21 protein-coding genes are annotated in these 24,259 nt (G+C 40.8%); 3 read left to right on the forward strand and 18 right to left on the reverse strand.

Annotated elements, in window-relative coordinates; translation table 11 throughout:
- Window positions 1-34: 34 nt before the first annotated feature.
- The 17 genes from H6G59_RS07170 to H6G59_RS07250 form a co-directional block, all read right to left on the reverse strand.
- Window positions 35-1,036 (reverse strand): zinc-dependent alcohol dehydrogenase family protein, encoded by a 1,002-nt coding sequence (locus H6G59_RS07170; protein WP_190712858.1) that lies wholly within the window; start codon window positions 1,034-1,036, stop codon window positions 35-37.
- Between the two features lie 727 nt (window positions 1,037-1,763).
- Window positions 1,764-2,750: an arsenosugar biosynthesis radical SAM (seleno)protein ArsS gene (gene arsS / locus H6G59_RS07175; protein WP_190712860.1), complete on the reverse strand. Its 987-nt coding sequence runs from the start codon at window positions 2,748-2,750 to the stop codon at window positions 1,764-1,766.
- 33 nt (window positions 2,751-2,783) lie between these two features.
- Window positions 2,784-3,752: an arsenosugar biosynthesis arsenite methyltransferase ArsM gene (gene arsM / locus H6G59_RS07180; protein WP_190712862.1), complete on the reverse strand. Its 969-nt coding sequence runs from the start codon at window positions 3,750-3,752 to the stop codon at window positions 2,784-2,786.
- A 95-nt stretch (window positions 3,753-3,847) separates the two neighbouring features.
- Window positions 3,848-4,567, reverse strand: coding sequence for a response regulator transcription factor (locus H6G59_RS07185; RefSeq protein ID WP_190712864.1), 720 nt, complete (start codon window positions 4,565-4,567; stop codon window positions 3,848-3,850).
- Window positions 4,568-5,148: 581 nt separating this feature from the next.
- Window positions 5,149-5,967, reverse strand: coding sequence for a GNAT family N-acetyltransferase (locus tag H6G59_RS07190; protein ID WP_190712866.1), 819 nt, complete (start codon window positions 5,965-5,967; stop codon window positions 5,149-5,151).
- A 592-nt stretch (window positions 5,968-6,559) separates the two neighbouring features.
- The gene (locus H6G59_RS07195; protein ID WP_190712867.1) at window positions 6,560-7,480 is read right to left on the reverse strand and encodes an NAD(+) kinase; all 921 of its coding nucleotides are present in this window, start codon (window positions 7,478-7,480) and stop codon (window positions 6,560-6,562) included.
- Window positions 7,481-7,486: 6 nt separating this feature from the next.
- A complete protein-coding gene (gene nuoK, locus H6G59_RS07200) occupies window positions 7,487-7,792 on the reverse strand; it encodes an NADH-quinone oxidoreductase subunit NuoK (RefSeq protein WP_006199065.1) in 306 nt (101 codons plus the stop codon).
- A 280-nt stretch (window positions 7,793-8,072) separates the two neighbouring features.
- Complete coding sequence (locus H6G59_RS07205; protein WP_190712869.1) at window positions 8,073-8,690, reverse strand: NADH-quinone oxidoreductase subunit J; 618 nt, start codon at window positions 8,688-8,690, stop codon at window positions 8,073-8,075.
- Between the two features lie 92 nt (window positions 8,691-8,782).
- Window positions 8,783-9,364: an NAD(P)H-quinone oxidoreductase subunit I gene (gene ndhI / locus H6G59_RS07210; protein WP_127053544.1), complete on the reverse strand. Its 582-nt coding sequence runs from the start codon at window positions 9,362-9,364 to the stop codon at window positions 8,783-8,785.
- A 111-nt stretch (window positions 9,365-9,475) separates the two neighbouring features.
- Complete coding sequence (gene nuoH / locus H6G59_RS07215; RefSeq protein ID WP_190712871.1) at window positions 9,476-10,594, reverse strand: NADH-quinone oxidoreductase subunit NuoH; 1,119 nt, start codon at window positions 10,592-10,594, stop codon at window positions 9,476-9,478.
- Between the two features lie 733 nt (window positions 10,595-11,327).
- Window positions 11,328-12,464, reverse strand: coding sequence for a citrate synthase (locus H6G59_RS07220; RefSeq protein WP_190713243.1), 1,137 nt, complete (start codon window positions 12,462-12,464; stop codon window positions 11,328-11,330).
- A 137-nt stretch (window positions 12,465-12,601) separates the two neighbouring features.
- Window positions 12,602-13,096 carry a phosphohistidine phosphatase SixA gene (gene sixA, locus H6G59_RS07225; RefSeq protein ID WP_190712873.1) on the reverse strand — a complete coding sequence of 165 codons (495 nt, stop codon included), beginning with the start codon at window positions 13,094-13,096 and terminating at the stop codon, window positions 12,602-12,604.
- Window positions 13,097-13,346: 250 nt separating this feature from the next.
- Window positions 13,347-13,895, reverse strand: coding sequence for a hypothetical protein (locus tag H6G59_RS07230; RefSeq protein WP_190712875.1), 549 nt, complete (start codon window positions 13,893-13,895; stop codon window positions 13,347-13,349).
- A gap of 88 nt (window positions 13,896-13,983) precedes the next feature.
- Window positions 13,984-14,445, reverse strand: a complete 462-nt coding sequence (locus H6G59_RS07235; protein WP_190712877.1) for a DUF4079 domain-containing protein — start codon at window positions 14,443-14,445, stop codon at window positions 13,984-13,986.
- Window positions 14,446-14,514: 69 nt separating this feature from the next.
- Window positions 14,515-18,672 carry a PAS domain S-box protein gene (locus H6G59_RS07240; RefSeq protein ID WP_190712879.1) on the reverse strand — a complete coding sequence of 1,386 codons (4,158 nt, stop codon included), beginning with the start codon at window positions 18,670-18,672 and terminating at the stop codon, window positions 14,515-14,517.
- Between the two features lie 92 nt (window positions 18,673-18,764).
- Window positions 18,765-19,160 carry a DUF1830 domain-containing protein gene (locus tag H6G59_RS07245; protein ID WP_190712881.1) on the reverse strand — a complete coding sequence of 132 codons (396 nt, stop codon included), beginning with the start codon at window positions 19,158-19,160 and terminating at the stop codon, window positions 18,765-18,767.
- Window positions 19,161-19,649: 489 nt separating this feature from the next.
- Window positions 19,650-19,901 (reverse strand): hypothetical protein, encoded by a 252-nt coding sequence (locus H6G59_RS07250; RefSeq protein WP_190712882.1) that lies wholly within the window; start codon window positions 19,899-19,901, stop codon window positions 19,650-19,652.
- A gap of 293 nt (window positions 19,902-20,194) precedes the next feature.
- Between H6G59_RS07250 and H6G59_RS07255 the strand changes: the two genes are divergently transcribed.
- The 3 genes from H6G59_RS07255 (at window position 20,195) to H6G59_RS07265 (ending at window position 23,898) form a co-directional block, all read left to right on the forward strand.
- On the forward strand, window positions 20,195-21,787 hold the full coding sequence (locus H6G59_RS07255; protein ID WP_190712884.1) for a photosystem II high light acclimation radical SAM protein: 1,593 nt from the start codon (window positions 20,195-20,197) through the stop codon (window positions 21,785-21,787).
- A 96-nt stretch (window positions 21,788-21,883) separates the two neighbouring features.
- Entirely contained in the window at window positions 21,884-23,263 is a 1,380-nt protein-coding gene (locus tag H6G59_RS07260; protein ID WP_190712887.1) for a DICT sensory domain-containing protein, read from the forward strand.
- Complete coding sequence (locus H6G59_RS07265; protein ID WP_190712889.1) at window positions 23,260-23,898, forward strand: pentapeptide repeat-containing protein; 639 nt, start codon at window positions 23,260-23,262, stop codon at window positions 23,896-23,898. The genes H6G59_RS07260 and H6G59_RS07265 overlap by 4 nt, the downstream gene beginning before the upstream one ends.
- Before the next feature lie 156 nt (window positions 23,899-24,054).
- On the opposite strand, the gene H6G59_RS07270 is transcribed toward H6G59_RS07265, so the two are convergent.
- Window positions 24,055-24,258, reverse strand: coding sequence for a type II toxin-antitoxin system VapC family toxin (locus tag H6G59_RS07270; RefSeq protein WP_199331967.1), 204 nt, complete (start codon window positions 24,256-24,258; stop codon window positions 24,055-24,057).
- Window position 24,259 lies beyond the last annotated feature (1 nt).

Raw genomic sequence — 24,259 nt, forward strand, 5'->3', positions numbered from 1 at the left:
ACCTCTGCGTTTAAAAAACAAATTATGCAATTTTCTAGTTATCGTTAATTAGTAAAACAATTTTACCTGTAATAGAGCCATTTTCCAGTAACTGGTGAGCATTTGCAGCCGCTTTGAGAGAAAATGTATTGCTAACTTGGATTTTTAACTTATTTTCATCTATCCAAGTAGCGCATTGTTGGAGAATTTCGCCATGATGTTGAAGTGCTTCGATATTTCCTAACAGCATTGGTGTTAACATTAATTCTAAGCCAATGCGAAGATTTTTGTTTCTTGCAACTTTCCAAACTGTATTAGCGTCGGGTTCGAGAATGGTGACGATATCGCCATAAGTCCGCACTGCGGGAAAAGTTTTATCAAAAATTTCACCACCGACAGTATCAAAAGCTAAGTCTACACCTTCGCCGTTTGTCCAATCTAAGGTAGCTTGAACAAAATCAGTTTCTTTGTAAAAGATGGTTTTGTCAGCACCAAGTTGAGTTACGAAATTTGCTTTTTCTTGAGAACTAATGGTAGTAGCGACATCTGCACCTTTTAGTTTAGCTAATTGAATGGCGACATGACCAACACCACCAGCACCGGCGTGAATTAAAACTTTGTCTCCTGGTTCGAGTTTTCCCCTTTCGTATAATGCTTCCCAAGCGGTGATTAAGACTAAGGGCGCTGCTGCTGCTTCCGCAAAGGAAATTGATTTTGGTTTAGAGGCAACAAATCTTTCATCAACAGTGGTATATTCTGCGTAATTACCTGGATGTGCGCCTAAACCGCCATAGCAAAAATATACTTCATCTCCAGGTTGAAATTTTTGGACACTAGCACCGATAGCTTCGACGATACCCGCACCGTCACATCCTAATATAGCTGGCATTTGTTCGGGGTAAAATGTACCTCGTTTCCGCAATTTGGTATCTAAGGGATTAATACCAGCTGCTACTAAGCGGACTAAAAGTTCTGTATTTCCTGGTGTGGGTTTGGGGACTTCTTGCAGTTGGAGAACTTCGGGGTTCCCCGCTGCTGTCATTAAGACTGCTTGCATGATTATTTTCTCCCAGATACACGGTTATTTGCAACTTTAGCGTAATTTAGGTTTTGTTTCGCACCATGCAGGTACAAGCAACATAATAACCCTGCGTATTTGCATTACGAAAATACTGCAAAAAGAAAAAACCGCGAAACCATATGGCTTCACGGCTTTCAATGTGGTGTGAGGAGTTTAACTAACTATCATCATAGACTACCTATTCAGTGACAGTGCGATCGTATCAATTTTGGTAACAGGATTTTTTCAGGATGAATTTACGTCAAATCACAGGATTTACACAAAACAGAAAGTAGCGGTAATATAGAACTAATATTTGATTTTTAAAATTTTACGTAGGTAGGGCTATGCCTTACAGAACCAGGATATCGTGGGCAATGCCCACCCTACACTACTTAAAATTTTATGGCTACGCCACGCAAGCTATCAAATATCATTTATGATTCCTATATCCTATGGCTATATGAATTACAGCTACGCAAGAATAGGGTTTTCAGCCACTTCTGGCGTAAGTCATATGATTATTGACGCTAAAACACAACTAGAAACTTTACTTAAAAAGTAAAAACCGTGGAGATATAAACCAATCCACGGCTCATAAATGTGGTGTGAGGAGACTTAACTTATATGATCATAAGTCATATTCTCATTGATAACTCAATCACCACAAATTTCGTTACATAATAGTTGTTTGATGACAAAAAACATTTTTATTTACCAAACTTTAAACTAAAGCGCCACCACAGCTAGAACCACAACCCGCAGTACAACCATAGCAATAATCAGCAGTTTGTACTTCACCTATCAAATCCAAACTACCAGCTGCTAACAATTTGCTAATTGTGAGGATTTCTCCATTTTTTGTTTTTGCAGGTAAATTCATCATTTGGTTAAAGTCGCAATCATAAACATTTCCCAAATAATCAACTGAAAGTTGATCACGACACATTAAATTTTCAACTGTATCAGGGTTAAATTGCAACTCTAAAAATTGTAAATAGCTAGAGTAAAGCTTTTTTCGCTCTAAATGTAATTTTGTTCTACCTACAGGTAGATTAGTGATGGTGAAAAGGTTGTTAAACACAATATCAAAATGTTCTTGTAAGAACGTTTTGTAAGCCACTTCTAAATTTGTTTGTTCGGGAGTTAAGGAAAATTTTTCACTGGTTGGTAACTGGGGATTATACACCAAATCTAAAATTAAATTTGGATTCTTTCCATAACCAAGTTGATTTAACCATTGCAAAGCTTTGATTGAATGATCAAAAACCCCATTACCCCGCATTTTATCAACATTGTCCGCTAGATAACAGGGTAAAGATGCGACAATTCTAACTTTGTTTTGAGCAAAATATTCTGGTAAATCCCCAAACCCATCAACAAAATAAATTGTCAAATTTGAACGGACGATAACTTGTTTACCAGCTAAAGTTGCGGCTTCTACAAGTGGCTTGAAACCATAATTCATCTCTGGTGCGCCACCAGTCAAATCAACAATTTTAATTTCTGGGAATTTGTAAATTAATGCAATTAATTGTTGACTAATTTCTAGAGAAATTTCTTCTGTTCTTATGGGACTTGCTTCCACATGGCAATGACTACAAGCAAGATTACAACGCTTACCAAGATTAATTTGTAAAACGTTGATCCTCTTTTTTATTAAAGGCGAACTTAGTTTATTTGGAAAAGGTGTAATTGCTGTTTGCACCATGATTTATACCTGAATTAGGGTTTGCATTTTAAATTAACAGCAACCACCACCGTTATAGTGCCATGTAGAGTCAGTAATCATGATTTCTGCTGGCTTTAAAGAGCCTAATTTATTAGCTGTTTTATCGCAAACTGCGGTGGGAACACCACGCTGAAGAACATGACCTGCTTGATCATCAAATAAAGTTTCTGCACCTGCATAAATTGCAGTTTTTCCCGTAAATATACAAGCACCATCTTCAGGAATATCAACTTTGAAAGAAACAGAATCAAGACTTTCTAAAAGAAGATTTGCTTCTAAGTTATAAGTTTGAGTATCTAGCAGCCGATAAGGACGACGAGCGCGAATTTCAATTTGTCCAAAACCAGCCTTGATAATTAATTGAGTATACTCTTCATAGGTGAGTGCGCCTGATAAACACATAGCGCGTAACCGTTCATCTTGCTGTAGATGTTCAGGAATTGGAGAAGTAGCAATGGGGTCACTCATTTGCAACCTTCCACCCGGTTTTAATACCCGATAAGCTTCTTTTAAAGCACGAGTTAAATCTGCGGGTTCAAAGATGTTAAAAAGACAATTTTGTGCGACTACATCAACAGCAGCATCTGCAACTGGTAAATTAAAGGCATCTCCTGGGATAATTGTGACAAAACTAGTGTCAAACCAAGGATTTTCTTGAGCAGCAAGTTCTAAATTACGTGTGGCAGCTGCGCGCATTGCTGCCACTGGTTCAACAGCAATAATAGCACCAGGACGACGGGAAAAATAAGCAAATTGCAATGCTTCTAAACCACCACCAACGCCAACATACAGAACTGATGGTTGATTTACGAGTTCAGTGGGGTGAACTGTAGTCCCACAACCATAATTCATTTCTTGCATTGCTACAGGAATTTTCAGTCCTGGTAATTGCATCGATGTGCTTTGAACACAACACAGTCCTACTTCTGGTATTTGGGCAACTTCGGTGTAAAATTGGGCTGCGGTTTCTAAATAAGTCATTGCTGTTTTTGAGAGTTAACTTTATATATATTAATTGCTGTATTAATATATAATTGCGTACTAGGTGAGTTTTTGCTGAGAATCTATTAACTAATTCAATTGTCCAACATATAACCGACACCACGCACGGTTTGCACAATACGCGGTTCGTTATTGGCTTCGAGTTTCACACGTAAGTAGCGAATGCAAACTTCTATAATATTGGCATCACCGATAAAGTTATAAGCCCAAACTTCTTCTAAAATGCGATCGCACGTAATTACCTGTCGCGGATGGATGAGTAAATATTCCAGTAAATCAAATTCCTGAGTAGTTAACTCAACTAAACGCTGGCCTCGGTAGACTTCCCGTCTGCGTCGATTTAAAACCAAGTCCTCAAATTCTAAGATATCTGTCGTTCCTCCTCCCTGATTACGTCGCAGGTGGATGCGGACTTTAGCTAATAATTCCTCTATACTGAATGGTTTTTGTACATAATCATTAGCACCGGCATCTAAACCCGAAATGCAATTACTAGGTCGCGCTGAGTGCAAAGCACACGCTTCGCGAACGCTATCGCTCACTTCATCCTCAGGGGTTAATAAAATTATCGGCACTTTATCGTCCGTATTTCGCAAACGACGACAAATTTCCAACCCCGATACACCGGGTAGCATCCCATCTAAAATAACTAAATCTGGATGAAACTTCTGTGCTGCCATCAGGGCTGTAAATCCATCGTAAGCGATGCTGACTTGATAGCCTTCATAATTTAGTTCTAATTCTATAAACCGAGCCAATTTGACTTCATCTTCAACCAGTAAGATGTGCGTCATAATAATATTAATGATTTCAGCAGAGGATGATATTAGTAACACCAAATAAGAACTATTAAATAGATGTGTTAGCTAGACATCTAATAGATCTACGTTAGCTTAGTATAAAGCTGAATAAGTAACAAGAGTAAGTCTGTAATTACCCATCATCGACCGAAAACAGTAATATTTAAGTAAGAACGATTGAAATTACACACTAACAGGTAGTAGTGAAGCAAAGGAACTACACCAGCAAAGTCCGTCTTTCCTGATCTTTGAGACGCTACCCAAACCTTTATTTTTTGTAGTCCGCGCCGTTGGACTCACTCTGTACAGACGCAATTTACAATCGGTTGGATTTGATGCAAGATATAGATATCAGTACTAATCAAATTTAAATCTTCAAAGCTAATCATCATTTAAACTGTATTAGAACATTTTCGCCCATACGCATCCTTATGGCGCTGCGGATTATGCAACTTAAAGGTATATTAGCTTATTCATTTAAGTAGATTGGCACAAAAAAATAAAAATACGTGAAAAAAGATGAACTAGGTAAAAATCCTCTTTCCCCTATCCTAACGAAAAATATTTATGCCGATCTACTTAGCCTCAGATTGTAGCTGAACGCCCAAAGGTGCAAGATTTGAGTAAAAGTATCTGGCAAAATCGGCGATATTACATATAATCAAAAAATCAATAGTTTTAAAATCTCTATCAATAGCAGGAAGGCTGCATATTTTTGATCCAATACTCAAATATGCTTGTAAAATCTTAGGAATTTCTACATTATATGAATCTTCAAACTGTTCAGGCATTTTTATAGAAAATTCTAAATTAGGATGAACCAAAATATTTGGATGCATCCAGTCATGATTCTGAAAATAATTATAAGCAAAAGCTGCTTGGTTATGGCATTGTGTTAACAACGATGCACAGCCAAAAAAATATTGGTTTTTACTCCAAAGAAGATAGTTGGCTAGTCCTTCCCAAAGCAATAAAAGTGTATGACTATTGCGATATTCTTTAGCTATACAAGCACGTCCAATTTCTACAGATGATTGCAGCACAAACTTGGGAATTCCACTAAGATTAAATATGTCAGCAGCATCAAAACCTAAGCCTTTACCAGCCATTGTATAGGTTTGCATTCTATATGTGCCAATCGTTTTACCAGTTTTTTTAGCAATAAGAATCAAATGATGGCAAACCTCATCGAATTTATCTCGATCCATCTGAGCAGTATTAGAACTAGATAATCCCAATCCTAGTTCTATATTAAAAACCTCAAAACGCAACCGAAAAATAGATTCTAGTTCTTCCTCAGTCACCGCAAGTCGTAGGATATATTTTTCATTTTGCAAAACTGGAAAATCAGGAATATGCAGCGGGTAATCAATGTTATGGTAATACATTTCCATCTGTTTTCCTACTTGTATTTTTGGAATATCCTAATCAAATTGACCTAATACACAAAATGTATTAATGTCAAAAATTTCATGTCAGCAGCTTTCCAGAAAATTTATCTATAAAACAGCTTTTCGACTAAAATTTTCAACATTTAATTTACATCACTTTGAACCTAGAAAATTTTCCTGCACTAACCTGCACTAATTTTAGATAACAGTCATTTCCAAAAATTCACTATGCATCATCTAGAATGTAAAGACATTGTGTATAAAATCTCTAAACTCTTTGTTAAAAATGACTAATCAAATAGTTTTTCCACTTTTCTCAGATTGATACCAGATAAATACATATCATGAACCATTGCAGCAATATTAAAAATACAATTCCTTTATTATGAAGATTAATACCAAAAAATTCTGGCAATAAGATACAAATTTGTCTAATTTATAATTTAAATTATCTTATATTTTCTACATTCTCAATAAATAGAAAAATCCAAAAAAGTCTTCTTCAAAAAGCCCTCGAATGTATTCGAGGGCTAGAATAAATAATTTTGCCGTTTCTAACAAACTGCTGTAAAATTCTTGGGAAAATACATCGCAATTAATTGCGGTGATTATTGCTGTAGCGAACCCTTGTACCTGCCCAAAGTAACTTTTCTCGCAGCGTTTGATAATATGAATTGTTTTCCCGCAAAACAATAAACTTAGCTCGACAATCAGCCATCCGCACATCAACACGGTGTCCAGGCCAAATTGAAGTAGATAACACCCCATCCATCCACAATTTAGTACTTAAATCGTAATCTCCCAACGGCCAGATACTCACCACCGAACCAGGGGGTAAAATCAGAGGACGACTAGAAAGACTCATCGGACAAATCGGTGTAATAGTAATTGCCTCCATCCCATCATGCATAATTGGTCCACTAGCAGAAACGGTGTAACCAGTGGAACCAGTAGGGGTAGAGACAATTAACCCATCTCCTACATATTGATCAACCACCTCACCATCTATTTCCATTTCTAGAATAGAGGTAATCATGCGGTCAGCAGAAGCAGGTTTGACACAAAACTCATTTAAAGCCAGGTAATGTTCAGTCACCGGTTCTAAATTCGTTCGATGACCCTCATACACCGCAGCTTGTAACATCATTCGTCGCTGAATAGCATAGCGATCTTCAAACAGCCGATCCCAAACTTGTTCTGGCTCTTGAAATTCATCGACTGATTCAGTTAAAAACCCCAAATGACCACCCACATTCACACCCAGAATAGGGATGCCAGCTGGGGCTAAATGCCTGGCACTGGTTAAAACAGTACCATCACCACCGAGTACCAAAGCTAGATCAATTGGTTGACTTGCAGAAGCTAAGAACACTGGATATGGGTTATCTTTTGGTCCGCTGGGTCCTACCAATACTTGGCACTGACGATCTTCTAGTTGTTTAGCACAGAGTTCTGCCCAGCGTTTACTCTGGGCATCTCGCGCTTTATAAGCAATGATTACCTGCTTGAGTTGCACGCACTGTTACCACTTCAGGAGATTGAACTGCTCCATATCGACGGTATCACGGTTGCGATAAATGGCCAGCACGATCGCTAAACCAACCGCCGCTTCAGCAGCTGCCACGGTAATCACAAAAACAGTGAAAACCTGACCCTTAATTAATGTTGAATCGAGGAAGTTGGAAAATGCCATTAAATTCAGATTAACAGCATTCAGCAACAACTCAATAGACATTAGCACCCGCACCGCGTTGCGGCTGGTAATTAAACCATAAATGCCAATGCAAAACAAAGCCGCTGCTAGTAATAAAAAGTACTGAAGTTGCATGATTGGTGATTGGTGATTGGTGATTGGTGTTGGCGGTAGCCTGCCGTTAGGCATATGGTGATTGGTGATTGGTGTTGGCGGTAGCCTGCCGTTAGGCATATGGTGATTGGTGATTGGTGATTGGTGTTGGCGGTAGCCTGCCGTTAGGCATATGGTGATTGGTGATTGGTAATAATTATTTTTCCCCATCTCCGCGTAAGAGCGTCTCCCCATCTCCCCATCTCCCCATCTCCCCATCTCCCCATCTCTCCATCTCCCCATCTCCCCATCTCCCCAATCCCTAGTCCTCAGTTCCAGCATTGCTACTGGTTGATACTAGTTCTCTGGGGCGTTCTGGCAAGGTTAAGATAGATTGTTGTAGTTGAGATGAGGCTGAATCGTCTGGTAAATATTCCCGACGTGCCAAAATAATTGCCCCTACCATTGCCATTAGCAACAAAATAGAAGCCAATTCAAAAGGCAGCAAAAAGTCGGTGAAGAAATGTTCACCAATCAAAACTATAGAACTTTCACCAGCCACAGGAGAAGTGGTATAAGCCCAGGGAGTTGCCAATACCATCGTACTCAACAAGGCAAATAGTCCTATACTTACCACGCCTGTGAGTATTTTCCGCAAGCCCGCACTCGGCAAGGGTGAAAAATCCTGTCGCTTGTTCACCAACATAATGGCAAACAAAATCAACACGTTAATTGCACCAACATAAATCAGAATTTGTGCTGCTGCTACAAAATCACCATTTAGCAACAGATACAGTCCTGACATACTGATAAATACACCTCCGAGCAAAAAGGCAGAATAGACAATGTTAGAAAACAGCACTACACCTAGTGCTGCTCCAAGCATCATCACACCCAGTATGCCAAATGAAACAACCTGTACTCCTTCAGCTAGATTCACTTTTTTTGTCCTTAGTCATTGGTCATTGGTCATCGGTCATCAGTCATCAGTCATTAGTCTTATTTTGAAAATAGACAAATGACTAGTCACATTTATTTTTCTGTTTCTACTAGGTCTTCTGGACGAGAACCAGCACGCGGGGCATCTGCGGGTACACCGTGGGGTTCGAGAACGCCTTTGGGTAAGTAAACCAGTTCGCGCAGTGGTGTCACCATTGGATCATCTGTAACTTTGTAAGGCAGTCGTCCTAATGCTACGCTGTCATAGTTTAATTCGTGGCGATCATAAGTAGAAAGTTCATATTCTTCTGTCATCGATAAACAGTTAGTTGGGCAGTATTCCACACAGTTACCGCAGAAGATACAAACTCCAAAGTCGATGCTGTAGTGATTGAGCTTTTTCTTCTTGCTGGCTTTGTCAAATTCCCAATCAACTACAGGTAGGTTGATGGGACAAACACGAACGCACACTTCGCAGGCGATGCACTTGTCAAATTCGTAGTGAATCCTACCCCGAAACCGTTCACCAGGAATCAATTTTTCGTAGGGATACTGTACGGTAATTGGACGACGCTGCATATGGTCAAAGGTAACAGATAGCCCCTGACCAATGTAACGAGCAGATTGAACTGCTTCTTTGGCGTAATCACCAACTTGTTTCAGGAACTTGAGCATTGTTTGTGTCTCCTCTCTTTTGGATTTTGGATTTTGGATTTTGGATTTTGGATTTTGAATTTTGGATTTTAGATTTCAGATTCAATCTAAAATCTAAAATCTAAAATTGCTTTAGCCGCCAAAGGCGACGGGAAAAGCTAATTTCAGTGCGGCGGTTAATAGAAGATTAACCAAACCGACTGGTAACAGGAACTTCCAGCCTAAATCTAACAATTGGTCAATTCTTACCCGTGGAACTGTCCAGCGGATGAGGATGGCCAGAAACACGAGCAAATAGGCTTTGAGTACGGTCATAGTGATACCTAAAGAGGCAGTCACTACTTGGAGTACAGGGTCTGTTTCACTAACTCCCAGCAAACTACTTATGAGGCTGACGGGAATGGGAAAATGCCAACCGCCTAGATACAAAATTGCTACGAGAAGGGAAGAAAGTATCAAGTTAATGTAAGAACCTAGATAAAATAGACCGAATTTCATCCCGGAATATTCAGTCTGATATCCTGCTACTAGTTCTTCTTCCGCTTCGGGTAAGTCAAAGGGTAGGCGTTCGCATTCAGCCAGGGCTGCTATCCAAAAAATGATGAAACCCAGTGGTTGTCGCCAAATATTCCAGCCCAAAATGCCAAAATTAGATTGCTGATTCACGATATCAACAGTGCTGAGGCTGTTAGACATCATAGCGATCGCTAGTACACTCAGCGCTAAGGGAATTTCATAACTAATTGACTGTGCTGCTGCCCGTAAACCGCCTAAGAGGGCGTATTTATTGTTAGATGCGTAGCCAGCCATCAATAACCCAATGGGCTGAATACTGGATAAAGCAATCCACAAGAAAACCCCCATTCCCACGTTGGTAATGACGATATTTTCCCCAAAGGGAACAATCAGAAACGACAAAAATACCGGAATTACGACAATCACTGGTCCAAGGGTAAACAGCCAGCGGTCTGCTTGGGCTGGGACTATATCTTCTTTAAAGATTAGCTTCAGACCATCCGCTACAGGCACTAGTAACCCAAAAGGCCCTTGATATTCCGGTCCAATCCGTTGCTGTGCAGCAGCAGAAATTTTTCGCTCTAGCCAGGTGGCAACCAGTACTCCCACTGTTGCACCAATCAGCATCAGGATCATTGGTAATGGCATCCAAATCGCTTTGGCTGCCCCTGCTGGTATTCCTAAATCCTTGACGGATTGTATAAAAGTTCCTTGGAGGTCAATTCCTGCATTCATGTTTACTACTCTTTAAGTCAACTGAAGTCTGTTCGCGTTAGTTTTGCGAAGCAAAGTCTGAAATCAGATTTTTCAATCTTCATACTCTATTCTTCAGCCTTCATCTTTTATCCTTCGAGATGATGTCTGATTGTAGATTTGTTGCCAATTCCCATGTTTAGTATATCCTTGGATGGTTTGAGGCTCCTGAACCAAGATGACAACTTCTACTTATGGTTGGGATTGAAATTGGCTAATACTCGCAACTGGGGAGGTGGAGATGGAGATGGGGGGACGCGGAGATGAGGCGATGGGGTGATGGGGAGACGCGGGGATGGGGGGACGCGGGGATAATTAGAAGATAATTATTACTGGAGTTTAGACTAAATTCCATTTTTAAGACTACAACCCATACCCAGCAAGGATTTTAGATTTTATCATCCTCAAAAGCCCATAAATGATGAAAGCCTTTTAGAATAAGGGTTTTGCGGGTTTATTTTTGAAAATAGTCTAAAGTCCAGTTATTACCAATCACCAATCACCATATGCCTAACGGCAGGCTACCGCCAACACCAATCACCAATCACCAATGCCTAATGCTACAGACAAACCAAATTGGCCGCTTCCAGATGGGCAACGGTTATTGATTCTGTCTAAATTGTGTGATCTCAAGTCTGGCTCATTGCCTATCAAAAAAACTCTCCACGTCATCACGTCCCCGTGTCACCGTGCGGTTCCTTAATTGGTTACTCAGTTAACGTTGGTCGATGGGAAGATAAGGAATTTCGTGGCGACCATTATAAACTTGGGTAGGACGGAAAATCCGGTTTTCTGCGAGTTGTTCTTTCCAATGGGCTAACCAACCAGCCACACGAGCGATCGCAAAAATTGGTGTAAACAAGTCTGTAGGAATTCCCATTTTCCTGTACACCAAGCCGGAATAAAAGTCAACATTAGGATAAATCCCTTTGCCACTGAGTTTTTCGGCAACTACCCGTTCCATTTCTTGGGCAATTTCATAATACTTGTCGTAGCCAAACTTCTCGAACAGTTGCTCCGCCAAATTTTGTAAAATTGTGGCTCTTGGGTCTTTTACTTTGTAGACACGATGCCCAAAACCCATAATCTTCGCTTTGCGTTGTAGAAGATCATCGACATAAGGGCGGACATTATCTACAGAACCAATTTCTTCCAACATCTGAATTACTTCTTCATTAGCGCCACCATGCAGCGGTCCGCCCAGGGTTCCCACTGCACTAGCAACTACGGCATAGGGGTCAGTCAATGTAGAAGCTGTCACCCTAGCACTAAAGGTAGAAGCATTCATTGTATGCTCGACGTGAAGTATCAAGCAGATGTCAAAAATTTTCGCTGCTAAAGGATCTGGTTCCTTCTCATTCAGCATATACAAGAAGTTGCCGGAATAGTCCAAATCATCCCGTGGCTTGATCGGGTCATTCCCTTGTCGCATCAACTGAAATGCCGCTACCATCGTGGGAATAGTCGCCATTAAGCGCACTACTGCATCCCGAATATAGACCGGATTATGTAAGTCACGACGCGAATAAAATAATCCTAGTGCAGCAGCAGAGGCTTGCAGCGCATCCATTGGGTGTCCGCTTTCGGGAAAGCATTTCATCATGTCCCGAATGCGATATTTTATCCGTCTGTGGTAGCGAATTTCATGCTCAAACGCTTCCAATTCTTCCTTGTTTGGCAATTCACCCCAAATTAAGAGATAAGCAGTTTCTAGGAACGTGCTTTTTTCTGCTAATTCTTCAATCCGAATACCACGATATTCTAGTATTCCCTTTTGCCCATCTACATAACTGATACTCGATTGGGCTGCGGGAATGCCTTCTAAACCAGGCCTGAATTCGCACACCGTCATGGCAACACCATTTGCTTTGTGAAATATCTGATTGTGCAAGGCACACGCTCCGCGAACACGCTAACTTACCAGAGATTGTTTTCACCATAACAGTTGTCGGAACTACAAACCATTCTATGAGAAAGGTCGAAAAACTGTTATGGCAGGTACTTGGGTGGTGTCAACCAGAACATTTGACTACAACCCAAAAGAGATCCGGTTTCTGGTAGTTTTATCCCAATCATACCTGCTTTTTTAAGGACGAGACTGCCTTTAGCTTCTCCCCAAAGCAGAATTTCTGCCCAATTGCTCAAACAAGGTTCATGTCCCACTAGCAGTAACTGGGTTTTATCATCATAATTCCTGGGTTCTAGCCAGTCTGTTAGCCAATTGTTGATGTTCCCTTCTGGGGTGAGATGGTCAGATATTTCTAGCTGAGAACTGAGTCCAGCCTCAATGAGTATTTCTGCTGTTTGGTGAGCGCGGACTAGGGGACTGGTGAGGATTAAATCAAAATGTAAATCTAGTTTTACTAATTGCTGGGCTACTTTCTTTGTTTTTTGTCGTCCTTCTTTAGTGAGTTGGCGTTCTTCATCTTTTAGCCCTGGTTGATGTTCTTCAGCAATACCATGACGGAATAAATATAAGTTCATAGCTATTTCATCTCCTCTAATTAGGGGGGACGCGGGGACGCGGGGACGCTGGGACACGGAGACGCGGAGATGGAGAGGGCTGACGCGGGGACGCGGGGACACGGAGACGCGGAGAAAATTAAGAATAACTTAATTACCAATCACCATATGCCTATAGCTTGCGTGACGACGTAGGAATCATACGGCAGGCTACCGCCAACACCAATCACCAATCACCATATGCCTAACGGCAGGCTACCGCCAACACCAATTACCAATTACCAAGAATGGCTGTATTAATAGTCCAAGCATCTACTAATAACAGCAGGAGGGTAAAACAAAATAAAATTAGATACATCCAAGGTTGTGCTAGAGGACGGACATCTGTAGTGTCAATGCCTGTTTTAGTTTGGACAATATTCACCAAACGGGTAAATCCAGCCACACGCATTGGTAGTAAATAAGCTTTTCCATCTTGGCTGAGGAAATAATAAACTATACCTCCTTGACCAGTTGTGCGGGGTTTTAACTGTTTAATATCTAACCAAGGTAAAGACCAACCTTTGCGAAAGAAGCGCGGAACCCAAATGGGGTAAGTCACTTGAATTCCCTGGTCATCTACTATCACTCTTTCAGTTAATACCGCATAAAGTCCCACAAAACCGATCATGATTCCTACCCACAATAATTCTGGTGGTGTAGGTGCATCTGTTGCTTGGGCTAAAAAAGGTAAAGGGACTGTGAGTGCTAGATATAGACTCAATAAGGTGATTCTAATCAAAGGAGACAAACGGAAAACAGAAGTTGATGTTGTTGTCACGGCTAAATCACGATTCTAGTCAAAAGCGCTTCTTCTTTTTATTTTAACTTTGACTTCTTTTTCTTGTTACCTGTCACCTGTCACCTGTTTAAGGTAAATACTTTTGTACCACAGTCCAGCCAGTTATGGATACCCAAGCGAATCCGGCGAATAAGACGATATTTAAACCAATGTGTAAAGGTCTAGCCCAAGGTTTTCTAGCACTTATTTGAGTTGCACTAAAAGCCGATCCTAGGACTAATGCTACCACCATTAATCCAGCAATTAAGTGTGATGAGTGTCCTAAGGAACCAAAGTGTCCCAAAGTGCCAACAATACCCACGGCTAGAAGTAACAGGACTAAGCTAACCATAGTCATGCCGATGATATAGTGGAGCGATTGCACTTCACCACGATTCCAAGGTAGTAAAACTCCCAAAGGTGATTTTCCGGTAGTTCTCACCCTAAACATCCAAATACCAGTAATTGCTAAAAATAAGTATGCCAGCAAAGACAAACCCATAGACCATGCGGCTATTTTCCACAACCAAAGAAAAGAAGGTAGATGCATAGTACAAAATTAAAAATTAAAAATTAAAAAATACAAAATAAAAAACTCCTGGTTGCTAAACTATTAATCTTACTCCTGGAAAGAGAATATCATGGACTGATTACGTCCTTGTTGTTTGGCGAGGTAGAGTGCCTGATCTGCTTGCTCGATTAGGGTGGATGCTGATAATTCAGAAGTAGGTATCAAGACGGCGATACCAAGGCTAATGGTGACTGTATCACTTACCTCAGAGGCTTGGTGAGGAATTGCTAAATCTTTAATTGCAGCATGAATCCGTTGGGCAATTGCTTCTGCCCCTTCAATATCAGTATTAGGTAAGATAACCACAAATTCTTCCCCACCGTAGCGAGCTACCAAATCCGCTGGACGGAAAACCACCTGCTGTACGGACTGAGCGATTTTCATCAGGCATTCATCCCCCATTTGATGTCCGTAGGAATCGTTATAGCGTTTAAAATAATCGACATCAAATAACAGTAAAGATAGAGGTTGCTGTTCTCGGTATAGTCGCTGCCATTCTTGTTCTAAAAGATTGTCAAAACAGCGACGATTAGCTATTTGCGTCAACCCATCAAGATTCACCTGCTTCTCCAGTTCTTGATTTGCCAGTCTCAGGTTATATTCGGCTTGTCGCAAAGCTAATTCTGCTTCCTTGCGTTTACTGATATCCGTAACTCGCACCAAATCAAAACTTTGACCCGCTATATTAATGCGTTTTACTGCTAAATTGCCCCAGAAATTCCTACCTTTTTTAGTGATATATTCTATTTCCCGACTCCAAAAACCTAACTTAGCTACATCGTCAACAATCATTACCATTTCATCATCAGTAAATCGCTGTTTTTGTAAATTTTGCCCTTGGGTGCCAATTAGTTCTTCCTTATTAACAACTTCAAACATCTCCACAGCACAGCTATTGCAATCGATAATTAACGAATGGGGAACATCAACCAGAAAAATTGCATCGGTAGATTCGTTATAAATAGCTTCTTTGAAATCTCGACTTTTCCTGAGTTCTAACTCTGCTTGTTTGCGATCAGTAATATCTTGGGATGTTCCTAAAGTTTGTTTTACCCTACCATCCGCAGTTCGAGAAAACACCATATCTCGACTATAAAGCCAACGCCATTGACCTTCAGCATTTCTAACGCGATACTCTATTTCAATGAACTCATTATCTGGCAGAACATAACACTTTTGTATCGCCTCATAGACCCGATTTAGATCATCAGGATGACAGATAATGGGAAACAAATTAGCTCCCATTTCCTGAACAGCTTCAGCAGAATATCCCAATATTTCTGCAACAGAAAGATTCATGTAAACATTACGCTGCTCGATGTGGTCGTAAATATAAAGTAGATTTGGCGTTAGCTCTGTAATCTTTTCAATAAAATGCTGGCTCTCCCGCAGTTTATCTTCTACTTGTTTGCGCTCAGTAATATCCTGAGTTGTGCCAAACAGCCGAATGACTTGTCCCTGGGCATTGAGTTCAGCCGTGCCTCTAGCTTCGGTATGGCGAAAAGAGCCATTGGTATCAATTACTCTCAATTCTAACTGATAGGATTCTCCTGTAGAGAGCGCCCTTTCAACTGCCTGATGTAGACGTTTGGCATCTTCTGGATGATAAAGTCGCAGATTTTCTTCGTAAGTAGGTTCACCCAGTGTCTGGTCACGTCCCATAATCTGAAATAGCTCAGTAGACCAAGTAATTTTACCCGTAATCACGTCATACTCCCAGTTGCCAATGTGGGCAAGCTGCTGGGCTTCTAATAACATGGCTTCACTCTTATGCAGAGCTATTTCCGTGTTTTTGCGTTCGCTGATATTGAGCAAAACACCATGCCAAACAATATCACCATTCTGTCGTAGTTCAGGACGAGAGTTTGCTTGCACCCACTTTAGTTTGCCCGAAGATGTAATTAGTCGCCACTCATAAAAAAACGGCTCTAAATTTTTGGCACTAGAGGCAACAGCTTCATTATATCCAGCCCGGTCATCAGGATGAATTTGTTGAAAATAAAGACTAGAATTTGCTAAAATCTCTTCTGGTTCTAATTCTAAAAAATCTCGACAACCCAAGCTGACGTATTCAAAAGTAAAAGATTTATCTGAATGCTGCACAAGGGTGTACATTGTGCCAGGGATATTAGACGCTAATGTTTGGAGTAAATTTTGGCTATACTGTAATGCGTCCTCCATGTACTTGCGTTCGGTGATGTCGTATAAAACGCAATGTGTTCTCACAAATTGACCATTTGGGTCTTGCTGAACGCGACCTTCGAGGAGAACGACTATCTCACCACCATCCTTTCTCGTTAGATACAATTCTGCACTGACCTTTTTATTGCATTTGAGATGTTCAAATGCGTCTATGAAATAGGGTTGTGTCTTCAGTGTCCACAACTCGCCAAAACTCCTACCAATTAACTCGGATTTGGTGTATCCCAATAATTCACACAATTGTGAATTGACATCAATAAAACATCCCTGTTCATCGAGGGACTGATAAGCAATGGGGGAGTTTTCAAACAAGCTCCTAAATCGCCGTTCGCTCTCTAATAAGGTTTCTTCAGCTTGTTTGCGTAAACGAAGCTCATTGTAGAGATCGCTGACATCTCTCATTGTGCCAATAACACAATCTTGCCCATCCAGCCATTTCACCCTAGCTGAGATCAAAACGGTCTTGATTTGGTTTGAGTAAGTGCGAATCTCTACTTTAAAATTTAGGAGACTTCTTTCATTAACTAGGGTTTGTCTGAAGTGCTGCAAATCCTCTATATTTTCCCACAATCCCAAGTCTAAGAAGGTTTTACCGATGATGTTTTTTTGGGTATCTTCCCAAAAACTACAAAAACTTTCATTAACATTCAAACACCTTCCTTCCGCTAATGTAGAAATCCAAACGGGGTCAGGAGTAGTATTAAAAATAGTTAAAAATTTGCTTTCCGATTCCTGAAAGGCGGTTTTTATTTGCACAGACATTTGGTTAAAGGCTGTTGCTAAAACCTTCAGTTCTGCTATGGCTATATCTTCAGACAAAGGCTCTTGCCACTCTCCTTTGGCCATAGCTTGACTAGCTCGGCTCAATCGCAATATCGGTTTAGCTATCCAGTATGCAGTGAGGCTACCGGTGCCAATAGCAATTACCAATGCTAAACCACAAAACAGAAAGGTTCTTTGGGCATTAGCATGAATCTCTGCCATAAATGCTGATTCAGGAATCACCGTTACCACGAGCCAATCTAAGCCGTAATCGTCGCGGTAAGGCGTAACTCTCACAAAGGGTTTTTGCTCTAAAGCAGGGCGGAGGCTTTGAGGTTTAGAAATAGCTTTCAAACTCCCAAACCGTTGCATTAAATCCTGCGTTACTTCGCGGATTACAGGTTCACGGCTATTTAAGGCTTGCAGTCTTGTAGCTTTACCATTGATGATGGGGGCTGGGGATTCATCCTCAGAACTAGCAACTATTAGCCCTGATCTCTCTACGATGAAGATGTGACCTGATTTGCCATAATGTAGTTTTTTCAGAAATCGACTGATTTGTGAGAGTTCCAAATCAATACCGAGAACCCCCAAGAGTTTTTTCTGCGCGTCATAGACTGGAGTGCTGGCGGAAATGCTGATGTGATCTGGTAAATCTCCCCAGGTATAAATGGAACTCCAAATCGGCTTACCAGCTTTGACAGCATCCGAGTACCAAGCAGCATTATTCGTTTGCGGGTTTTGCTTAGTAGCTACTAAAGAGAGTCGATTACCCTGGTTATCTACTGAGTAGGAACGGATTTTGCTGAGGTCAAATATGGGAATTTCTCCAATTTCCAACTTATTATTCAGCCCATAACCAGCACCGATAAATCCTCCCTGTTTACTGCCAAAGTTAATGTATGCAAAATTGAAACATCGCACCTGACGATAAAAATAGTTTCCCAGGGCGTTAAAATCATTCAAGTCTAAGATTCCCGACTCGAAAGCATCTACATTTGTGCGGTTAATTTCCTGCGCTTTCCCCAAATAACTATTTAGATGTAGCTCAATGCTATCGCTTACCTCCATCATTAACTGATCTGCAAGCTTCTCTACCGCCTCCTCTCCGCTACGGTAGGAAAAATAGCTCACCAGTGTGACTACCCCCACTGTTTGCAAAACAAATGGTACGATCAACAAGGTTCGTAGAGGCAGATTGACAAATATTTTAGCGAACCAGTTGACGGAGGGATAAGTCATATTCCAACTGCAAAGTAATCAGATTTTAGATCACTTTACTAAACAAAAAAGGCTGCTGAATTCAGCAACCCTAAAATTGAGAAAAATTTTTTTCAATCAACCGATGCTAATCCTAGGATTTGTAAAGGTTTTGTAGTATCTTCAACTTTTGTATTTATGGAAGAAACCATAGCCGAGGTATTTATCGAGTTTATTTCTTCATATGAGTCTGTATCACACTCTTCACTAGTAGTTTCCCTGAGAGCAAGGCGATCGCACCCAATTGTATCTGATAAAATTGCACTTGCCATCATTCCCGTATGAATCTCCATCTGAGCTTCTTTTGGGGCTTCAAAAACTAGTCTTTGTCCAGGAAACACAACCCTTTCAAAGTACCAGTTAGGAATATTGGAAATGCGAGCCACCTGCATTTTACTCGTGGCATTGACGTAGCAGCAGAGAATTTTCCCCGATTGCTCTGGTGGTAGAGGATCTAATATTTGAGCCATAACTGCTGAGGAGCTTTTACGCCACAATTTTACATTACACAAGCAAAACTAACATCGCCCGATCCCCAGTTGCTGTAACTCCGACTACCAACTAGAATTTTCTGCATTATTTCTATCTAAAGTTATGTCTTTTTTATAAAAATTTCCTGACAAAAAGAAAGAATAGATACCCGATTTCTCAAGGAAACCGGGTATCTGGAGATTTTATAATTCTAAATAGTTCTTCCTTATCAAACTAATGATAACAAATCTAAAATCTGTTGTCAACCCCTAAATACTCTTTTTTGTGCTTTTGTCAAAATCCTGATATGGCTTGCGCCAAGCTATGCCTACGGCACACTACGTGAAGGCTATTAGACAGTTTATAAAGTGCGTCAGACTACAGAAATCTATCAAATAAACACAAATAAACAGATTCTTAATATCCAACACACCCTACATAAACCATCCTGTTCATCCTCTAATCCTGGACATCCTGATTCTGACAATCTATGAAACCACAGTCTCTACAGGGTTAACAACGAGGGTTTTTGCTGCTAAACGTTTTTTAGCTTTTCTCATCAATGCTAGAGCAAAGAGAGAACCGACTGTGGGGATAGTTGCACCACCGGGAATGTCGAAGGGTACTGCGGCTGATGCAGATGCGGTGAAAGTTATATCTGTCCGACTACCATCGAAATTAAATCCTGAATTTACAGAATTTACACCTTCTCTCCAAATTCCACCACCATTATCGTACACGTTTACGAATGAACCATTCCAGGAATAAGTGAAACTATTAAAGCTACTGAAAAATTATGTAAATTTTTTCTAATTTCGCACTTATGAATTTTTGTCAGAAATGGCTAACGCCTCCCGTCAGGGATACAGGATATCCAGGATTAAAGGATTTACAGGATAGGGTTTTTATTAACACCTGTAAAACCACCCATCATAAAAGTATTACCACTGACTGCTGATATCTGAAAGATGAAAGCTATTGTAAATATTGGTAAATTAATAGTAGGCACACAAATCCCCTACAAATTGGCAAGATGGCAGTTGAAACAACCATGATGGAAAATCGAATTCTCTACGTTCGCCTTCCTTGTAACCCCATCTTTCCCATTGGGGTAGTTTACCTTAGTGATCACGTCCACAAGCTGTTTCCTGATATTGAACAGCGAATTTTTGATTTAGGCACAGTCCCACCTTTAGATTATGCCACTGCCCTAGATACCTGTATTGATGAGTTTAAACCCACATTATTAGTATTCTCTTGGCGAGATATTCAAATATATGCACCTGTGGGCGGTCGTGGTGGCAATCCGCTACAAAACGCTTTTGAATTTTACTATGCCAAGAACCCATTCATCAAATTACGCGGTGCATTAGGCGGTTTACGAATTTTTATCGCCTACTATGTAGAACTGTGGCGTAACTTGGGATTAATTAAACGCGGTTTAAAACGCGCCCAAAAATATAATTCCCAAGCGCGTGTAGTTTTAGGTGGTGGTGCAGTCAGCGTATTTTACCAACAATTAGGCAAAAGCTTACCAGCGGGAACAATTATTTCTGTAGGTGAAGGAGAAACTTTGCTGACAAAATTCTTGGGTGGACAAGAGTTTAGAGATGAACGTTGCTATGTAGTAGGAGAAAATCAACCACGACAACGGCTTATCCATGAACAACCTACACCCCTAGAAAAAACAGCTTGCAACTACGACTACATAGAAACCATCTGGCCGGAATTTAACTATTACTTGCAAGACCAGGATTTTTACGTTGGTGTTCAAACCAAACGTGGTTGTCCTCATAACTGCTGTTATTGCGTTTATACAGTGGTTGAAGGTAAACAAGTCCGTATTAACCCAGCCGATGAAGTTGTAGCTGAGATGCGACAATTATACAATCGTGGTGTTCGTAACTTCTGGTTTACTGATGCTCAATTTATCCCCGCACGCAAATATATCGACGATGCTGTAGAACTATTACAAAAGATTGTCGATTCTGGCATGACAGATATAAACTGGGCAGCATACATCAGAGCAGACAACTTAACACCAGAGTTGTGTGAGTTGATGGCAAAAACTGGGATGAACTACTTTGAAATCGGCATTACTAGCGGTTCTCAAGAATTAGTGCGAAAAATGCGGATGGGGTATAATCTGCGAACCGTGTTGCAAAACTGTCGAGACCTAAAAGCAGCAGGTTTTAATGATTTAGTTTCCGTCAATTACTCATTTAATGTCATTGACGAACGTCACGAAACCATTCGCCAAACGATCGCTTATCATCGGGAATTAGAACGGATTTTTGGTGCTGATAAAGTCGAACCTGCCATTTTCTTCATTGGACTGCAACCCCATACCCACTTAGAAGAATATGCCTTTAAAGAAGGTATCCTCAAACCAGGGTATGATCCAATGAGTTTGATGCCTTGGACAGCTAAAAAACTCCTGTGGAATCCTGAACCACTTGGTTCATTCTTTGGAGAAGTCTGTTTACAAGCATGGCGACGCAACCCCAACGAATTCGGACGGGAAGTGATGAACATCCTAGAAGAAAGATTGGGTTGTGCTGAGTTAGAAACAGCACTTTCTGCGCCAATAGAAGCAAAAGAAAAGCAACTTGTAGGTATTAACTAGGTAACAGGGAACAGGGAACAGGAAAATTCAAGATTCTGAACTCTAGTCACCTGTCACCTGTCACCTGTCACCCGTCACCTCTTCCTCCCAGCCCCCATGTTAGAAGGTTCAATTCTCCAAAAACTAGAAACAGCCCACCGTCACAGCACTAGACCAATTCGCTTTGGGGTATACTACAAAAATACCCTTGTATCTCTGTGTCATGCTTTAGAAGACCATATATTAACTGAGGACGGAGAGCCTTTAGTGATCACGGCCTTCCAAAAGGGTAAATGGTATTTGCAAGAAGCAAATAGATACGCAGATATTGCCCAGCGCAGCCGTGGAATTGCCATTATGGCTGCCGCCGATGCTGGCTTTGCAGAACATCCTACTAGCCAGTTACCAAATGTTGATTTAGTGCCTATAGAAGCGGGTGATCCTGTAGAACAGGAATGGCATTTAATTATTTTATCACCTAAATACACAGCCATGGTAATTTGTCAAGAATTATCAGAGGCTGATTATAGTGTTGGTGGTTTACCGACATCGGATTTAGAACGTAAATTTTATGGACTGTGGACATTTGAACCGGAGTTAGTGAGAGAGACAGCAGAAATAGCGATCGCTCACATTGAAAAATATAACCCAGAACTAGCCAGCAAACTCACCGCCCATAAACAAGCAATTCAGGCTGCAATTATTTCACCAAAAGACTTAGGTGTAGTTGTCTCTCGCGTCGTCGATTACCTGCAAACTGGGCAAGAGAATTCTATTCCCGTCGCCCTAGATCGTAACTTGGTTTCTAACGAAATCCAGGCATTTTTGCGAATGGCGCAATTAATCGATTTAGCAGATATCAACAACCCCATGGCTTCAGCAGAAGTTGTGGCAATTTGTGAAACAATGGGGCAGTTGTTGGATTTACCCGCATGGCAAATTAAAAGATTGCGCCTTGCTGCTTTACTACATCGCATAGATCCACTACAAAAGGCAGAAAGCGTCCTTACTCCCGGCGCATCTACAGGTTATGAAGAAGAAGCCCCCAGTTGTCCTTTAACTTGTCCTCTAGTCCCAGGGGCGCAGGTATTAAGAACAATGCCACGACTGCGAGCAATTGCCCAAATTATCACTCACCAAACAGAGTGGTGGAATGGAACAGGAGAACCAGCAGGTTTAGCTGGAGATGAAATTCCCCTAGAATCAAGAATTTTAGCCTTAGCCGCAGACTTTCAATGGCGAGTTTGTCAACAACAATACTCAGAACAAAGTGGGCAAGATATATTTGCTCAAGCATTAGATCAGTGCCGAAAGCAACAATCCACACGTTTTGACCCTAAACTTGTAGATACCCTAACTTTGTTAGTCATGGGCTTACAACAGGGACTAGACTTACCTCTAATGACACCGAAAGTCAGTAGTAGTATGTGGTTACTGGATTCTAGATGGGATAGCCACAGCAAAAGTAGTCAGGAGATTAATAGTTACCCCAAATGAACATTGAAGCCATTAAATCAGGAAAAATCAAACAACTCCCAGGGGCAGACTTAGAAGATGAGGAACTATCCCAACTAGATTTAAACCGTATCAACTTAGCCGGTGCTATCTTGGTGGGGACTAACTTCGCAGGTTCTAAACTTGAAGGTGGGCATTTAGAAGGTGCTAACTTAATGGGAGCAAACCTGCAAGAAACTGACTTGCGGGCTAACCTCATGGGAGCAAATTTGATGCAAGCAGACTTAACGAGTGCTGATTTGCGGGGTAGTAATTTGCGTGGTGCTAACTTTATGGGTGCTACACTTAGCGACGCATCTTTAGCAGGTGCTTTTTTAAGTGGTGCTAATTTAATGAGTGTTAACTTGCAAGGCGTTGATTTGCGAGGCGCTGACTTACGTGGTGTTAACCTGACAGGGGCAAATCTCAAAGGTGCAGACTTGAGTCGTGCTGATTTACAAGGGGCATTATTAAGTGAAGCCAACCTGGAAGAAGCCGACTTGCGAGGTGCAAATTTGGCTGGGGCGAATTTAACAGGAGCTAATTTACTTTGTGCAGAGTTAGAATCTGCAAATTTGCGAGGAGTTAATTTAGATCGGGCTTGTTTAGTGGGTACAATGCTGGAGGTAGTAGATTAATGCTGATTTTTGCTTATGAATAATCTATCAAGTCGTTGGCAAGAATGGCTGACTGTATTGGCATATCTAGGAATTACTATATTTGTTATTTGGCGTGTTTTTGCGACACCAAACAAATAGAGCTAACTGAATAAGTTTTTTTGTTAACTACCTACTCTACACTGTCCAATCCTCTGTTACTAAACCTGGAACTTTGCTGAAGTCACTAACATTGCTGGTCAATAACACCAAGTTACGAGACATAGCAATTGCTGCAATTCTCAAATCCATCTTTGCTACACGAACCTTTTTCCGTCGTAGGCTATCAAAGATAGTAATTGCTTCAGCATCGAATTTGTAAAATAGGAACAGTTCCACCAAA

Origin of the sequence: Anabaena lutea FACHB-196 (assembly GCF_014698305.1) — a bacterium.
GTDB lineage: Bacteria > Cyanobacteriota > Cyanobacteriia > Cyanobacteriales > Nostocaceae > Anabaena > Anabaena lutea.

Bases quoted from the DNA above. Each gene is read 5' to 3' on its own strand.
- H6G59_RS07170 (WP_190712858.1), bottom strand. From the start codon at position 1,036: ATGCAAGCAGTCTTAATGACAGCAGCGGGGAACCCCGAAGTTCTCCAA.
- arsS (WP_190712860.1), bottom strand. From the start codon at position 2,750: ATGGTGCAAACAGCAATTACACCTTTTCCAAATAAACTAAGTTCGCCT.
- arsM (WP_190712862.1), bottom strand. From the start codon at position 3,752: ATGACTTATTTAGAAACCGCAGCCCAATTTTACACCGAAGTTGCCCAA.
- H6G59_RS07185 (WP_190712864.1), bottom strand. From the start codon at position 4,567: ATGACGCACATCTTACTGGTTGAAGATGAAGTCAAATTGGCTCGGTTT.
- H6G59_RS07190 (WP_190712866.1), bottom strand. From the start codon at position 5,967: ATGGAAATGTATTACCATAACATTGATTACCCGCTGCATATTCCTGAT.
- nuoK (WP_006199065.1), bottom strand. From the start codon at position 7,792: ATGCAACTTCAGTACTTTTTATTACTAGCAGCGGCTTTGTTTTGCATT.
- ndhI (WP_127053544.1), bottom strand. From the start codon at position 9,364: ATGCTCAAGTTCCTGAAACAAGTTGGTGATTACGCCAAAGAAGCAGTT.
- nuoH (WP_190712871.1), bottom strand. From the start codon at position 10,594: ATGAATGCAGGAATTGACCTCCAAGGAACTTTTATACAATCCGTCAAG.
- H6G59_RS07220 (WP_190713243.1), bottom strand. From the start codon at position 12,464: ATGACGGTGTGCGAATTCAGGCCTGGTTTAGAAGGCATTCCCGCAGCC.
- sixA (WP_190712873.1), bottom strand. From the start codon at position 13,096: ATGAACTTATATTTATTCCGTCATGGTATTGCTGAAGAACATCAACCA.
- H6G59_RS07235 (WP_190712877.1), bottom strand. From the start codon at position 14,445: ATGCATCTACCTTCTTTTCTTTGGTTGTGGAAAATAGCCGCATGGTCT.
- H6G59_RS07240 (WP_190712879.1), bottom strand. From the start codon at position 18,672: ATGACTTATCCCTCCGTCAACTGGTTCGCTAAAATATTTGTCAATCTG.
- H6G59_RS07245 (WP_190712881.1), bottom strand. From the start codon at position 19,160: ATGGCTCAAATATTAGATCCTCTACCACCAGAGCAATCGGGGAAAATT.
- H6G59_RS07255 (WP_190712884.1), top strand. From the start codon at position 20,195: ATGGCAGTTGAAACAACCATGATGGAAAATCGAATTCTCTACGTTCGC.
- H6G59_RS07260 (WP_190712887.1), top strand. From the start codon at position 21,884: ATGTTAGAAGGTTCAATTCTCCAAAAACTAGAAACAGCCCACCGTCAC.
- H6G59_RS07265 (WP_190712889.1), top strand. From the start codon at position 23,260: ATGAACATTGAAGCCATTAAATCAGGAAAAATCAAACAACTCCCAGGG.